The organism is Flavobacterium sp. xlx-214 (assembly GCF_013874595.1).
Classification (GTDB): domain Bacteria; phylum Bacteroidota; class Bacteroidia; order Flavobacteriales; family Flavobacteriaceae; genus Flavobacterium.
Genome location: NZ_CP059431.1, coordinates 2,928,292 through 2,942,575, shown reverse-complemented (window position 1 = coordinate 2,942,575; position 14,284 = coordinate 2,928,292). Strand labels below are relative to the sequence as shown.

The window sequence follows — 14,284 nt, the reverse complement described above, 5'->3', positions numbered from 1 at the left end:
ATAAAATGAAAATAGCAATAGTTTGCTACCCAACTTTTGGCGGAAGTGGAGTAGTTGCAACTGAGTTAGGTATTGAATTAGCCAATCGTAATCACGAAGTGCATTTTATTACCTACAATCAACCTGTGCGCTTGGCACTTTTAAATAAAAACATTCATTATCATGAAGTGGTGGTACCTGAGTATCCCTTGTTTCATTACCAACCGTATGAGTTAGCTTTGTCAAGTAAGATTGTTGATACGGTAAAAGAGTTTGGAATTGAATTACTGCACGTTCATTATGCCATTCCGCATGCTTTTGCAGGTTATATGGCAAAGCAAATGTTGGCAGAGCAAGGCATTTCGTTACCTATGGTTACCACTTTGCATGGTACCGATGTTACATTGGTGGGTAATCATCCATTTTATAAAACGGCAGTAAGTTTTAGTATTAATCAGTCTGATTATGTGACTTCTGTTTCTGCTGATTTAAAAAAATCGACCTACGAATTGTTTGATACTATTAAAGAAATTGCTGTTATACCGAATTTTATCGAAGATAAAAATGTTTTAGATATTCCAGCTCATTGTAGAAGAAATTTGTTTGCTGAAAATGGAGAACGTATTGTAACGCACATTAGTAATTTTAGAAAAGTAAAACGAATTTTGGATATTGTAAAAGTTTTCAATGGTATTCAGAAAGAAATTCCTGCTAAACTAATGATGGTAGGCGATGGTCCGGAACGTTTAGGAGCAGAAAAATTAGTAAAAGAATTAGGAATAGAATACAAGGTTATTTTCTTTGGAAATTCAACCGAAGTAGATAGTATTTTAAAGTATTCCGATTTGTTTTTATTACCATCAGAAACCGAAAGTTTTGGTTTAGCTGCATTAGAAGCCATGGCAAATAAAGTACCTGTTGTTTCATCAAATACAGGCGGTTTACCAGAAGTAAATGTGGAAGGCGTTTCAGGATTTTTAAATAATATTGGAGATATTGAAGGCATGACTAAAAATGCCTTAACTATTTTAAAAGATGATGTTACCTTAAATAAATTTAAAGAGCAAGCGTATCAACATTCAAAAGAGTTCAGTGTAGAAAAAATAGTTCCTTTATATGAAGCTATTTATCATAAAGCATTAAAAAACACTCCTGTTTAGGAGTGTTTTTTGTTTTAATAATCTTTAGAATTTCGTTTTGGCTCTTTTACAGTTGGCCATTCAATATCTTTAGGTAAAGTTCGTTTTTCGTTTGAAATTTCGTTGGGGTCGTTGGCTGCTTCTAATGCCAGAATTGTGGTTGTAATTACATTTTTTTCTAATTCTTCAAAAACAATCTTATCGTAGGTATCGCGGTTGGTATGCCATGTGTATTGACCATAATCCCAATTTTGGGTACTTAAGTTAAAAGCTGGAATACCTGCTGCTATAAACGATGCATTGTCGGTTCCGCCACCTTGTGGCATTCCTGGAAATTCAGTTTTAATGTGTTTACGGATATTTTCGGGTACATTTTGCAACCAGTTTCCTAAATAATCATAAGATTTAGTAAAACCTTGTCCACCAATATAATTAATTCTACCCGTGCCACTGTCTTGATTAAATAGGACTTTTATTTTTTGAACTTCAGTCGGATGATCCATTATATAGGCACGCGATCCATTTAAACCTTGTTCTTCACTTCCCCAATGTCCAATTACAATGGTCCTGTCGTTATTTGGAGCATATTTCTGAATTAAGCGGGCAACTTCCATCATTAAAATGGTTCCTGTTCCATTATCAGTTGCTCCTTGAGCACCATCCCAAGAATCTAAATGTGCTGAAAGCATCACATATTCATTAGGCTTAGTTTTACCAGGAATTACAGCTATGGTATTATAGGTTTTTGTAGTGCCTAAATTCTTAGATTGTGTATTAATTTTAACTTTAGGCGCTTTATTGTTTTGCGCTAAACGATACAACAAGCCGTAATCTTCTAAGCTTACATCAACCATTGGAGTGTTTTTGGCAAAACTGTAAAAAATACGGTTGCTACCCATAGTTCCTGTAAAAAACGATTGTATAAAACCAGCAGTATTTTTTGTTTCTAGATATTCCACGATTTCACGCAAGGTTTTACCAGTTGTCTTGATACTGTTATTCCAAGCGGTTAGTTCATCTGCTTTTTGCTGTTTATATTTAGCAAAATCTTCTTCGGTAGCGTTTTCTTTCCATTGATTTTCTGGCCTGCCTGAAGAGATGTACTGAGAAATTAAAACAATTTTACCTTTAACAGAGTTTGACCAAGTTTCGAATTCTTGTTTTGATTTAAAAATAGGCATTATTACTACTTCAGCTTCTACAGCCTTATTTACATTCCAAGCCAATTGCATACCATCAATAGATTTGATACGCGGGTACGTCATTTCAACTTGAGTGGTACCTCGTTGCCAAGATTTCCATTCACCATATGGAATATTTTCTGCATTTATATTCCAATTTTTGTATTTGGAAATCACCCAATGATGTGCCTTTTCCATTTCTGGAGAACCTACTAACCGAGGACCAATTTCATCTAATAATTCTGAAGCCAATTGTTCTAATTCGTTATTAGATGAAACTTCATCTGAAATTTTTGAATAGATATTTTGTTTGTTTTCTTGAAATGATTGAGCTTTAGTTGTAATTGTACTTAAAAATAGAATTAGTGATACAATTAAAAATTTTCTGTTTTTCATAGAATTCACTATTTCTTAGAAGTTATTGTGCCAATTTATAACTTTCGTAACATTCGTTTACTGCGTTAAAAATTTGATAATCGTTTGCAGTATAAATAAATCGTTCTGATTGATTACAACGTTGTAGAACCTTAACAATTTCTTCTTTGCTTATATTTAACAAAGCTGAAACAGTTTCACGATCAAATTTTGTTTTCATTATTTCAATCAATTCTACTTCCTTTCGAATGGTTTCAATCTTTTTTCGATCTTTATTGTTGCGTTTTATAGCATTGTAAATTCCGTTAATGGGATTTAAACCTGTATTGTAAGCAACTGAATAACCTGTTGAAGATAGATCACGGTAATAAGGATAATCGGCCAAAGCAATTAGCTTGGTATCAACAGCTAAAATACCTGTCAGTTTTAAAGTGTTAATAACTACTTCGTCTAAAACAGTTGAGGTATCTTTAATGTAAATTTTTACAACATTTTCTTTAAACCAATCATTGGTAACCTTGATTTTCAATGCTCTAAAGCCATCTGCAGAGATATGCAATGTGTCATTTACCTTAGCTAAAATGGTGAAAGTACCATCGTCTGAGGTTTTAGAAGCCTTTAAATTGGAAAGATTAATAACACTAACTTTTCCTTCAGGAGTGTAGGATAGTTCGCTATATACAACTCCTTTCACATTTTTTTCTTGAGAAAAGGAAACGAAAGAAGATAGAAGAAAAAGTAAAACTGCAAAATGTCTCATAATGTTTTTAGTAATAAACCAAAATTAAAAGATATTTTGCAGTTTTATATGCTTATTTTGTAAAAATTAACAAGAATGTTAGTTTGAACGTCTTGGGCGATCGCCTCGAGTAGAACTTCTTTCGTTTCTTGGGCGATTTTCGTCGCGGTTACGTCCAAATCTACTTTCTGTTTTACGGTCGTTAAAACGATCTCCACCACCTGATGATCTTCTGTCTGAAGAGCGTTCGCCACGGAAACCTCCACTACGTTCTCCTCTAAAACCACCACCAGATCTTCCACGTCCGTTGTGATCTCTTCTAGATGATGATCCACCACCACTTGTAGAAATCTCAACATTTACTTGGCGACCTTCGTGGTTCATATTGTTTAAAATTTCCATAATACGTTCGCTATGAGCAGCATCGGTATTAAAGAAAGAGAAACCTTCTTTTACATCAACCTTAAACAAATCATCTCTACCTAAATCTAACGTTTCACGTAAGAAATCTTTTAAACTCATCCAGTCAAAGTTATCGCGAGAACCTAAGTTTAAGAAATAACGAACCGATCCATCAGAATTAACAGTTGCTTCACCTTTTTCACGAGCTTTAGGCGAATCCATCGTGTTTTGTTTTTTGTAGTATTCAATGAAACGATTAAATTCTACCGAAAACATTTTTTTGATTAACTCTTCTTTTGATAAATCGCCTAATAATTCTTCAATTTTAGGTAAATATTTGTCAATTTCAGCATCAACCTCAACTCCTTTAACTTTATTTGCCAAGTGAATTAATTGCACTTCACAAATTTCCATTCCTGTTGGAATTGATTTATGTTCGAATTTAGTTTTGATGATACGCTCAATCATCTGAATTTTTTTGTATTCAGACTTGGTAACAATTACAATAGATGTTCCTGTTTTACCTGCACGACCTGTACGACCAGAACGGTGGTTGTACGTTTCAACTTCATCAGGTAATTGATAATTAATTACGTGTGTAATATCATCAACGTCAATTCCACGAGCAGCAACGTCTGTAGCTACTAACATTTGAATTTGACGACCACGGAATGCTTTCATTACACCATCGCGTTGTGCTTGCGATAGATCGCCGTGTAATGCAGCAGCATTGTAACCATCTTCAATTAATTTTTCAGCAACTGCTTGTGTATCACGTTTGGTTCTACAGAAAATAACCGAGAAAATATCAGGATTCATATCTGCTAAACGCTTTAAAGCTGGGTAACGATCACGAGCACCAACTAAATAATATTCGTGAGAAACAGTTGTTGATCCTTGGTTTTTATGCCCCACCGTAATTTCTTGCGGACGCTTCATAAATTCTTTTGCAATTCTAGATACCTCTTGTGGCATTGTTGCAGAGAATAACCAAGTTTGTTTTTCATCTGGTGTATCTGATAAAATAGAAGTAATGTCTTCATAGAATCCCATGTTTAACATTTCATCTGCCTCATCTAATACACAAATTTGTATGTTTTTAATGTTAACAAGATTTCTGTTAATCATATCCTGCATACGTCCTGGTGTAGCCACAATAATTTGCGCTCCACGCTTTACATCTTTTGCTTGCTCTGTAATGCTAGCTCCACCATAAACCGCAACTGTATGTAAGCCCCTTACATACTTAGAATATTGCTTAATTTCATTGGTGATTTGTAAACACAATTCTCTGGTAGGCGATAGGATTAATGCCTGTGTGCTTCTGTTCTCTGGATCAATTTTTTGAATCAGAGGAAACCCGAAAGCAGCTGTTTTCCCAGTACCCGTTTGCGCCAGTGCAACAATATCAGTATCTTGTTGCAACAATAAGGGAATAGCTTTTTCCTGAACCTCTGAAGGGTTTTCAAAACCTAAGTCCTGAATTGCTTTTAATAACAATTCATTTAATCCTAATTCTTGGAATTTATTCATATAATTTTAAAATATCTGCAAAGGTACGTTATTTTTTACGAATATTAGAATTTGTTTTGTATATTAGCTATTTATTTTCAATTTTTGATAAAAAGATAACAAGCTGTTCTACAGCTCTTCCTCTGTGACTCATTTTATTCTTTTCTTCCATTGTCATTTCAGCGAATGTTTTTCCTAAATTTTCGGGTTCAAAAATAGGATCGTAACCAAAACCATTAGTTCCAGTTTTTTCATTTCTAATTTTACCTTCAACAATTCCAGTAAATAAAATCTGTTGATTATCAATGTTTAATGCGATTACGGTTTTGAATTGCGCATTTCGGTTTGTTGATGTACTTAATTTTTCTAAAACCAAATCCATGTTCTTATCGGCGTTTTTATCTTCACCTGCATATCGTGCCGAATACACACCAGGCTCGCCATTCAATGCTTCAATTTCTAACCCTGTATCATCTGCAAAACAAGGCAAGCCGTATTTTTCGGTAATATAATTGGCTTTAATAATAGCATTTCCTTCAATGGTAGTTGCGGTTTCTTCGATATCTTCAGTACAACCTATCTCTTCTAAAGTAACTATTTGAATGGATTTTGGTACTTGATTTTGAATTTCTTGTACTTTATTTTTATTGTTTGATGCAAATATGATCTTCATTTTTTAACTGATATAATTCCAAATATTATTTTTTCTTGCTAATAGTTCAAAAACGTATTTTAAGGCTTGATGTTCTGGTTTTTCTAAATTAATATCTTCTTTTAAAATTTCGATGGCTTTTACACGAGCTAATTTTAGAATGTCTTGATCTTTAACTAAATCGGCAATTTGTAAATTTAAAACACCACTTTGTTGTGTGCCCATAATATCGCCAGGTCCTCGCAATTTTAAATCGATTTCAGATATTTCAAAACCATCATTTGTACGGCACATTGCATCCATTCTAACTTTGGTATCGGTACTTAACTTATTACCTGTCATTAAAATGCAATAACTTTGCTCGGCACCACGTCCAACACGTCCGCGTAATTGATGCAGCTGACTTAATCCAAAACGTTCGGCACTTTCAATAATCATTACTGAAGCATTAGGTACGTTTACACCAACTTCAATTACCGTTGTTGCAATCATGATGTGTGTATCGCCTTTAACGAATTTTTCCATTTCGCCGTCTTTGTCTTTCGCGGGCATTTGACCGTGAACCACGCTTACTCGATATTCAGGAAAAGGGAAATCACGTGAAACAGCCTCATATCCTTCCATTAAATTTTTATAATCAAGTTTTTCACTTTCTTGTATCAACGGAAAAACAATATATACCTGACGACCTTTGGCAATTTCTTGTTTTACAAAATGCCAAACTTGCAAACGTTTGCTTTCAAAAAAATGCAAGGTTTGTATGGGTTTTCTACCCGGTGGTAATTCATCGATTATCGAAACATCCAAATCACCATACAAACTCATAGCTAACGTTCTTGGAATAGGGGTGGCGGTCATTACTAAAACGTGAGGAGGTAAACTGTTTTTTTTCCACATTTTTGATCGCTGTTCTACACCAAAACGATGTTGCTCATCAATAATAGATAAACCTAAATTTTTAAATTTCACTTTATCTTCTAACAAGGCGTGTGTACCTATAACTATATGAGTGGTTCCGTTTTCAAGTTCTTCATGAATTAACGTACGCTCTTTGGTTTTGGTTGATCCTGTTAAAAGCGCCACTTTAACACCTATTTTATCAGCCATTTCTTTAATACCAATAAAATGTTGATTTGCCAAAATCTCTGTCGGCGCCATTAAGCAAGCCTGAAAACCGTTATCTAAAGCCAATAACATACTCATAAAGCCTACTATAGTTTTACCCGCACCAACATCACCTTGTAATAAACGATTCATTTGCGCTTCGTGCGCCATATCGGTTCTAATTTCCTTAATAACACGTTTTTGCGCATTAGTTAATGGAAAAGGCAAATGGTTATGATAAAAATTATTGAAATAGTCGCCAACGTTTTCAAAAGCGAAGCCTTTTATTTTGTGCTTTCTTACTAAGTTTTTTGATAATAACTGCATTTGAATGAAGAACAATTCTTCAAACTTTAATCGAAATTGTGCTCTACTTAAAAGTTCGGCATTTTTTGGAAAATGGATATTAAAAAACGATTCGTTTTTAGGTAATAATCGCAATTCGTTGATTAAATTTTCGGGAAAAACTTCTTTAAATAAATGATGTGTTTCTATAAAAACCTGTTGCATCATTTTATTAATACTTTTGTTGGAAATGTTTTTTTTCTGAAGATTTTCAGTTGAAGGATAAACCGCCTGCATGGCAGATTTTAAACTTTTTTGATGTTCCTCAACAGTTTCCATTTCAGGATGAGGCATTGAAAAGGTTCCATTAAAATGATTAATCTTTCCAAAAACAACATAGGGTTCGTTTAATTTAATACTTTCTTGAATCCATTTAATACCTTGAAACCAAATGAGTTCCATTTGAGTACTGCCATCAGTAAAAATAGCTACTAAGCGCTTACCTCGTTTTTGTTCAACCGTTTTAATATGAATTATTTTACCAATAAGCTGAATTTCAGAACTCATGTTTGCAGATAACTCTGCTATTTTATAGTATTTTGTTCGATCTAAATATTTAAAAGGATAAAAGTTTATTAAATCTTTATAAGTAAAAATTTGCAACTCTTTTTTTAACACAGCAGCACGTTGCGGTCCAACGCCTTTAAGATATTCTATGGGAGTGTCTAAAATATTTTGCTGCATTTTTACTTTTTTGTAAAGTTAAAAGTATTTTGCGAAATTGAAAATTAGCACATCAAATTCCTATTAAATCATAAATTAATTTATATTTACAAGCAATTAACAATTATTTTATTTCTTATGAAAAAAATTATATTATTCTTTGGGCTTATTGCTACAATGACTGCTTGTAAAGACGATGCACCAACAGATGATAAACCAGCAGATTCTAAAGTAATAAACGTAAAAACGTTTGATAATGTAAAAGTTGCTTTTGGTGATGGCTTATCTCAAAGTGCTGAAGGAACATTTACATTTCCTGACAATTTAGACAATATTAAAACAGTTAAAATGTATATTAAAGATATTTGTCCAAATAAAGATTGTGACGAATGGGACAGATATGCAAATATTTATGTGAAAGATAAAACAACAGGTGTTTTCTATGAAATGGGGCGTTTTATTAATCCTTATTGGGTGGGTAATGAAAAATTAGAGCGCGGTTATGAAATTGATGTTACCGATTTTAAATCACTTTTAAGTGGTAAAACCGAACTTAAAATTTATACAGAAACTTGGAATGCAAAAGGAAGAAAGTACAGTGTAGAGTTTGATTTTGAAAAAGGAACTCCTGACTTTAAATATTCTGCGGTAATCCCTGTTTTTCAATACAATAAATCGTCTATAGATGGTGTGCCTTATGGAACTTCTTTTGATACCAATGTATTTGATTTAACGCAGTCTGTAAAAATACCAAGTAATGCAGAGGTAGCTTATTTTAGAACCATTATTTCGGGATGGGGACATGCTACTCCAAACGATAAAGAAGGAAATCGTCCTTGTGCAGAGTGGTGTTATAGAACACATCACATTAATATAAATGGTACGCAAACTTATGCACATGAATTAAAAGGAATGAGTTGTGCACAAAATCCTGTTAACAATCAAGCTCCAGGAAATTGGAAACCAGATAGAGCAGGTTGGTGTCCTGGAATGGTAGTACCAGCTCGTTTTGATAATATCTCTAAAAATCTATTCGGAAGCACTGTTAATTTTGAATATAAGTTTGAAGATTGGGTACGTGATGATGTTAAAGATAATAATGCATTTTACGCTATTTCAACTTTTATGGTAGTTAAAAGTAATACAGCAATTAGTTTGTAATTGTTTTTCAGATAACAAAAAAGGCTTTCAGTTTTGAAAGCCTTTTTTATTTTAAAATTTGGTTTGTATGTTCTTTGGTTTTTACCTTTTCAATGATATTTTCAATCACACCTTTTTCATCAATAATAAAAGTTGTTCTGTGAATACCATCAAATTCTCTTCCCATAAATTTCTTAGGTCCCCATACACCATACGCATTAATAACTGTTTTATCTTCATCAGCAATCAATGGGTATTGTAAATTATTTTTGAAAGCAAAATTAAGTTGTCTTTTTTGCGAATCGGCACTAACACCTATTACTTGGTAATTATTTGTTAAAAAACGATCTATATTATTTTGCAAATCACAAGCTTCTGCCGTACATCCTGGAGTAGATGCTTTGGGATAAAAAAACAAGACTACTTTTTTGCCTTTATAATCAGATAGTTTAATCATATTTCCGTTTTGATCTACTCCTTCAAAAAAAGGAGCTTTATCACCAATTTTTAATGTTGTCATAATTTCGTTATTTTTGTAAAGCTACAATCTAATAATAAAATGACCAAAAAACAAAAAGCGCAATATGTAATTGATACTTTAGAAATGTTGTATCCTGATGTGCCTATTCCTTTAGATCATAAAGATCCGTATACCTTATTAATAGCCGTTTTGCTTTCTGCGCAATGTACCGATGTTCGTGTAAATCAAATTACACCAAAATTATTTGCTATGGCTGATAATCCGTATGATATGGTTAAATTATCCATTGAAGAAATTGCAGATATTATTCGTCCATGTGGCTTATCTCCTATGAAATCGAAAGGAATTTACGGATTAAGTAAAATGTTAATTGAGCAATATAATGGCGAAGTTCCTGCCAATATACAAGCATTAGAATCTTTTCCGGCTGTTGGTCACAAAACAGCATCAGTAGTTATGGCGCAAGCTTTTGATATTCCCGCTTTTCCTGTAGATACACACATTCATAGAATTATGTATCGATGGAATTTAAGTTCGGGCAAAAGCGTAGAACAAACCGAAAAAGATGCTAAATTATTGTTTCCTGAAGATAAATGGAACAAATTGCATTTGCAAATGGTGTGGTATGGTCGAGAATATTCACCTGCAAGAGGATGGAAATTAGAAAAAGACATCATTACTAAAACCATTGGAACAAAGAAAATGATTGCCGATTTACTTAAAAACAACAAACAATAAAAAAAAGGAACTTTTTAAAGTTCCTTTTTAGTTTTGAAAAGTTATGAAATTAAATTTTCCCTTTTGTACAGCCTTAGTACTTTTTGAATAGTTAAGAATAAATTGTATTGTACTATTTTTTGGCATTAAGGGTGATTGTTTTTTGTTGTTGCTTTTGTAATTTTTTATCATATAATTTTTTATTTATAATGATAACGCAACATTGTGTATAATATTGTTAGTCGTTTAAAATAATTTGCTTTTTATCAATCATTTTACGCAAATTTATAATGGCATAGCGCATTCTACCTAAAGCGGTATTAATACTTATATTATTCATTTCTGCAATTTCTTTAAAACTTAAATCATCATAAAGACGTAAACGAATTATTTCTTGCTGATCTTGAGGTAGTTTTGCAATTAAACAATGCAAATCATCTTCAATTTGATTTGAAATCAATTGATTTTCAATATTTAAACCAGTATCCAAAATTCTACTAAAAATAGAAAATTCTTCGTGATCGCGTTGAAAAGTGACTTTGTTTTGTTTTCTAAAGTGATCAATAATTAAGTTATGAGAAATGCGCATTACCCAAGGTAAAAATTTGCCTTCTTCGTTATAATTTTGTTTTTTAATGGTATTTATTACCTTAATAAAAGTTTCTTGAAAAATATCATCAGATAAATCTCTATCTTTTATTTTAGAAAATATAAAACTGTATATCCGAGATTTATGGCGCTCTATTAATTGCGCTAAAGCCCACTCATTTCCAGAAGCGTATTCACTTACTAATACTGCATCTGGCAAAGTTTCTTTTGCCATCTTACTTATTTTTTAGGTTTTTACTATAAGTACAGATGTTTAATAGGCTTTTGTTTAAAGTTTGTAAAACAAATATATAAAAAAAACTTTCTTAAAAAAAACTTAAAGAAATTTTATTGTTAAATAACGCTTTTTTATGTTTTTCATTTCAATAATCTTCATTTAATAATTTGTAAATTTGTAGTTATTTTATAAAAAATGAAAAAAATAGATTTTTCTAAAATCAATCCTAAGCAAAATATCATCATAAAAGGGGCGCATCTTCATAATTTAAAAAATTTAGATGTTGTTATTCCTCGCAATAAAATGGTTGTAATCACTGGTTTATCGGGCTCTGGTAAATCAAGTTTGGCTTTTGATACACTATATGCCGAAGGTCAGCGCCGTTATGTTGAAAGTTTATCTTCATACGCTCGTCAGTTTTTAGGCAGAATTAATAAACCTAAAGTTGAATATATTAAAGGTATCGCTCCTGCTGTGGCAATTGAGCAAAAAGTAAACACTACAAATGCACGGTCAACCGTTGGTACTTCTACAGAAATTTACGATTATCTTAAATTGTTGTACGCGCGTATTGGCAAAACTTTTTCGCCTATTTCTGGTAACGAAGTAAAAAAACACACAGTAACTGATGTTATTGATGCTGTAAAAACTTTTGAAGAAGAATCAAAATGGTTGTTGTTGGCACCTTTATATGATTTAGATGGTAGAACGGTTATTGATCAATTAAAAATAGCGTTGCAGCAAGGTTTTGCCCGATTATTTTATAAAAACGAAACCAAAAGAATTGATGATTTTATTGATGAATTTTCGTCGAAAAAAATCGCAACAAAAGATATTCAATTAATTATTGATCGTTTGGTGGTTCGCCACGATGAAGATTTTTACAATCGATTATCAGATGCTGTAGATACTGCTTTTTTTGAAGGAAAAGGCGTTTTATATCTTTATGAATTAGGTACAGGAAATCAGTTAGAATTTAATAATAAATTTGAATTAGACGGAATTACGTTTTTAGAACCTAACATTCATTTATTCAGTTTTAACAACCCATACGGTGCTTGTCCTAAATGCGATGGTTTTGGAACCACAATAGGAATTGATGAAGATTTAGTGGTACCAAACACCGCTTTATCGGTTTATGAAAACGCAATCTATCCTTGGCGTGGCGAAAGTATGTCGTGGTATCGCGATCAATTGGTTAACAATTCACATAAATTTAATTTCCCTATTCACAAGCCTTATTTTGAGCTTAGTAATGACCAAAAACAATTAATTTGGGAAGGAAATACGCATTTTATCGGATTAAATGATTTCTTTAAAGAATTAGAAGAAAACAATTACAAAATTCAAAATAGAGTTTTATTATCTCGTTACCGAGGAAAAACAAAATGTGCCGCATGTCAAGGAAAACGCTTACGTGCCGAGGCTAATTATGTTAAAATTGATGCAAAAACAATTTCTGATTTAGTTGATTTACCAATTAATGAACTGCGTGATTTCTTTAAACAAATTACACTAAATGAATTTGAAGAAAAAGTAGCCAAGCGTTTATTGCTTGAAATTAACAATCGTTTGCAGTTTTTAAGCGATGTTGGTTTAGATTATTTAACCATTAACCGTAAATCGTCTACACTTTCTGGTGGTGAATCGCAGCGTATTAATCTGGCTACCTCTTTAGGTAGTAGTTTGGTTGGGTCGATGTATATTTTAGACGAACCAAGTATTGGTTTGCATTCCAGAGACTCTGAAAAACTAATTGAAGTTTTAAAAAACCTGCGAAATTTAGGAAATACCGTCATTGTTGTTGAACACGATGAAGATGTTATGAAAGCTGCTGACGAAATTATAGATATTGGTCCAGAAGCAGGTGTTTTAGGCGGAGAATTAGTAGCGCAAGGCACTTATAACGAAATTTTAAAGGCAGATACCTTAACAGGTAAATATTTAAGTGGCACTTTGTCAATTGAGGTTCCTAAAAAACGACGTGTTGTTAAAAACTTTGTCGAAATTAAAGGTGCTAGAGAAAACAATTTAAAAAACATAGATGTTGTTTTTCCTTTAGATTGCTTAACTATGGTAACAGGTGTTTCGGGCAGTGGAAAATCAACCTTAGTTAAAAAAATACTTTATCCTGCATTAGAAAAACAATTAACAGGCGTTAGTGAAAAAGTGGGACAATTTAATGAATTAACAGGCTCTTATTCGCATATAAAACATATCGAATATGTAGATCAAAACCCAATTGGTAAAAGTTCTCGTTCAAATCCTATCTCATACATTAAAGCGTATGATGATATTCGCGATTTATTTTCTAAACAAAAATTGTCTAAAAATAGAAATTATCAACCAAAACATTTTTCGTTTAATGTTGAAGGCGGTCGATGCGAAGTTTGTAAAGGCGATGGTACGGTAACTATTGAAATGCAATTTATGGCCGATGTACATTTAGAATGTGAAGTTTGTAAAGGCAAACGATTTAAAAAAGAGATTTTAGAAGTACAGTTTGAGGGTAAAAACATTTACGATGTTTTAAACTTAACAGTAGACCAAGCAATGGACTTTTTTACTTTACACAAGCAAGATAAAATTGCTCAAAAAATTCAGCCCTTGCAAGATGTTGGTTTGGGATATGTAGCATTGGGGCAATCATCATCAACTTTATCGGGTGGAGAAGCACAACGTGTAAAATTAGCCACTTTTTTAGGAAAAGGAGCCGTAAAAGAACGCGCCTTGTTTATATTTGATGAACCCACTACAGGATTGCATTTTAACGATATTAAAAAATTATTACAATCTTTTCAGGCGCTAATTGAAAAAGGACATTCTATTATTGTTATTGAACACAATTTAGACATGGTTAAATGTGCCGATTATGTTATTGACATTGGTCCTGATGGTGGTAAAAATGGCGGAACAGTTGTTGCCATAGGAACACCAGAAGAAATCGTAAAAAATAAAAAATCAATTACTGGTTTTTATTTAAAAGAAAAACTATAAAAATAAAAGCTAGTATTTACTAGCTTTTATTT

At 32.5% G+C, this 14,284-nt stretch carries 11 protein-coding genes; 4 read left to right on the top strand and 7 right to left on the bottom strand.

Features of this window, described 5'->3' with window-relative positions; genetic code table 11:
• Positions 1 to 5 precede the first annotated feature (5 nt).
• A complete protein-coding gene (gene bshA, locus H1R17_RS13860; RefSeq protein ID WP_163430683.1) occupies positions 6 to 1,139 on the top strand; it encodes an N-acetyl-alpha-D-glucosaminyl L-malate synthase BshA in 1,134 nt (377 codons plus the stop codon).
• Between the two features lie 14 nt (positions 1,140 to 1,153).
• Here bshA and H1R17_RS13855 read toward each other — a convergent pair whose 3' ends face one another.
• From H1R17_RS13855 to recG, 5 genes are all read right to left on the bottom strand, one after another.
• Complete coding sequence (locus tag H1R17_RS13855; RefSeq protein WP_163430685.1) at positions 1,154 to 2,695, bottom strand: M28 family peptidase; 1,542 nt, start codon at positions 2,693 to 2,695, stop codon at positions 1,154 to 1,156.
• A 22-nt stretch (positions 2,696 to 2,717) separates the two neighbouring features.
• On the bottom strand, positions 2,718 to 3,434 hold the full coding sequence (locus H1R17_RS13850; protein WP_163430687.1) for a hypothetical protein: 717 nt from the start codon (positions 3,432 to 3,434) through the stop codon (positions 2,718 to 2,720).
• A gap of 78 nt (positions 3,435 to 3,512) precedes the next feature.
• Positions 3,513 to 5,348, bottom strand: a complete 1,836-nt coding sequence (locus H1R17_RS13845) for a DEAD/DEAH box helicase (RefSeq protein WP_163430689.1) — start codon at positions 5,346 to 5,348, stop codon at positions 3,513 to 3,515.
• A 67-nt stretch (positions 5,349 to 5,415) separates the two neighbouring features.
• Positions 5,416 to 6,000: a non-canonical purine NTP diphosphatase gene (locus H1R17_RS13840; RefSeq protein ID WP_163430691.1), complete on the bottom strand. Its 585-nt coding sequence runs from the start codon at positions 5,998 to 6,000 to the stop codon at positions 5,416 to 5,418.
• 3 nt (positions 6,001 to 6,003) lie between these two features.
• On the bottom strand, positions 6,004 to 8,112 hold the full coding sequence (recG, locus tag H1R17_RS13835) for an ATP-dependent DNA helicase RecG (RefSeq protein WP_163430694.1): 2,109 nt from the start codon (positions 8,110 to 8,112) through the stop codon (positions 6,004 to 6,006).
• 117 nt (positions 8,113 to 8,229) lie between these two features.
• On the opposite strand from recG, the gene H1R17_RS13830 reads away from it, so the two are divergent.
• Positions 8,230 to 9,252 carry a peptide-N-glycosidase F-related protein gene (locus H1R17_RS13830; protein ID WP_163430696.1) on the top strand — a complete coding sequence of 341 codons (1,023 nt, stop codon included), beginning with the start codon at positions 8,230 to 8,232 and terminating at the stop codon, positions 9,250 to 9,252.
• A gap of 46 nt (positions 9,253 to 9,298) precedes the next feature.
• Here the strand turns inward: H1R17_RS13830 and bcp are convergent, their stop codons facing one another.
• Entirely contained in the window at positions 9,299 to 9,751 is a 453-nt protein-coding gene (bcp, locus tag H1R17_RS13825; RefSeq protein WP_163430697.1) for a thioredoxin-dependent thiol peroxidase, read from the bottom strand.
• A 39-nt stretch (positions 9,752 to 9,790) separates the two neighbouring features.
• Between bcp and nth the strand changes: the two genes are divergently transcribed.
• Entirely contained in the window at positions 9,791 to 10,450 is a 660-nt protein-coding gene (gene nth / locus H1R17_RS13820; RefSeq protein ID WP_163430699.1) for an endonuclease III, read from the top strand.
• Positions 10,451 to 10,667: 217 nt separating this feature from the next.
• Here nth and H1R17_RS13815 read toward each other — a convergent pair whose 3' ends face one another.
• Complete coding sequence (locus tag H1R17_RS13815) at positions 10,668 to 11,252, bottom strand: RNA polymerase sigma factor (protein ID WP_163430701.1); 585 nt, start codon at positions 11,250 to 11,252, stop codon at positions 10,668 to 10,670.
• 198 nt (positions 11,253 to 11,450) lie between these two features.
• Between H1R17_RS13815 and uvrA the strand changes: the two genes are divergently transcribed.
• Positions 11,451 to 14,252 (top strand): excinuclease ABC subunit UvrA, encoded by a 2,802-nt coding sequence (uvrA, locus tag H1R17_RS13810; protein ID WP_163430702.1) that lies wholly within the window; start codon positions 11,451 to 11,453, stop codon positions 14,250 to 14,252.
• Positions 14,253 to 14,284: the final 32 nt, after the last annotated feature.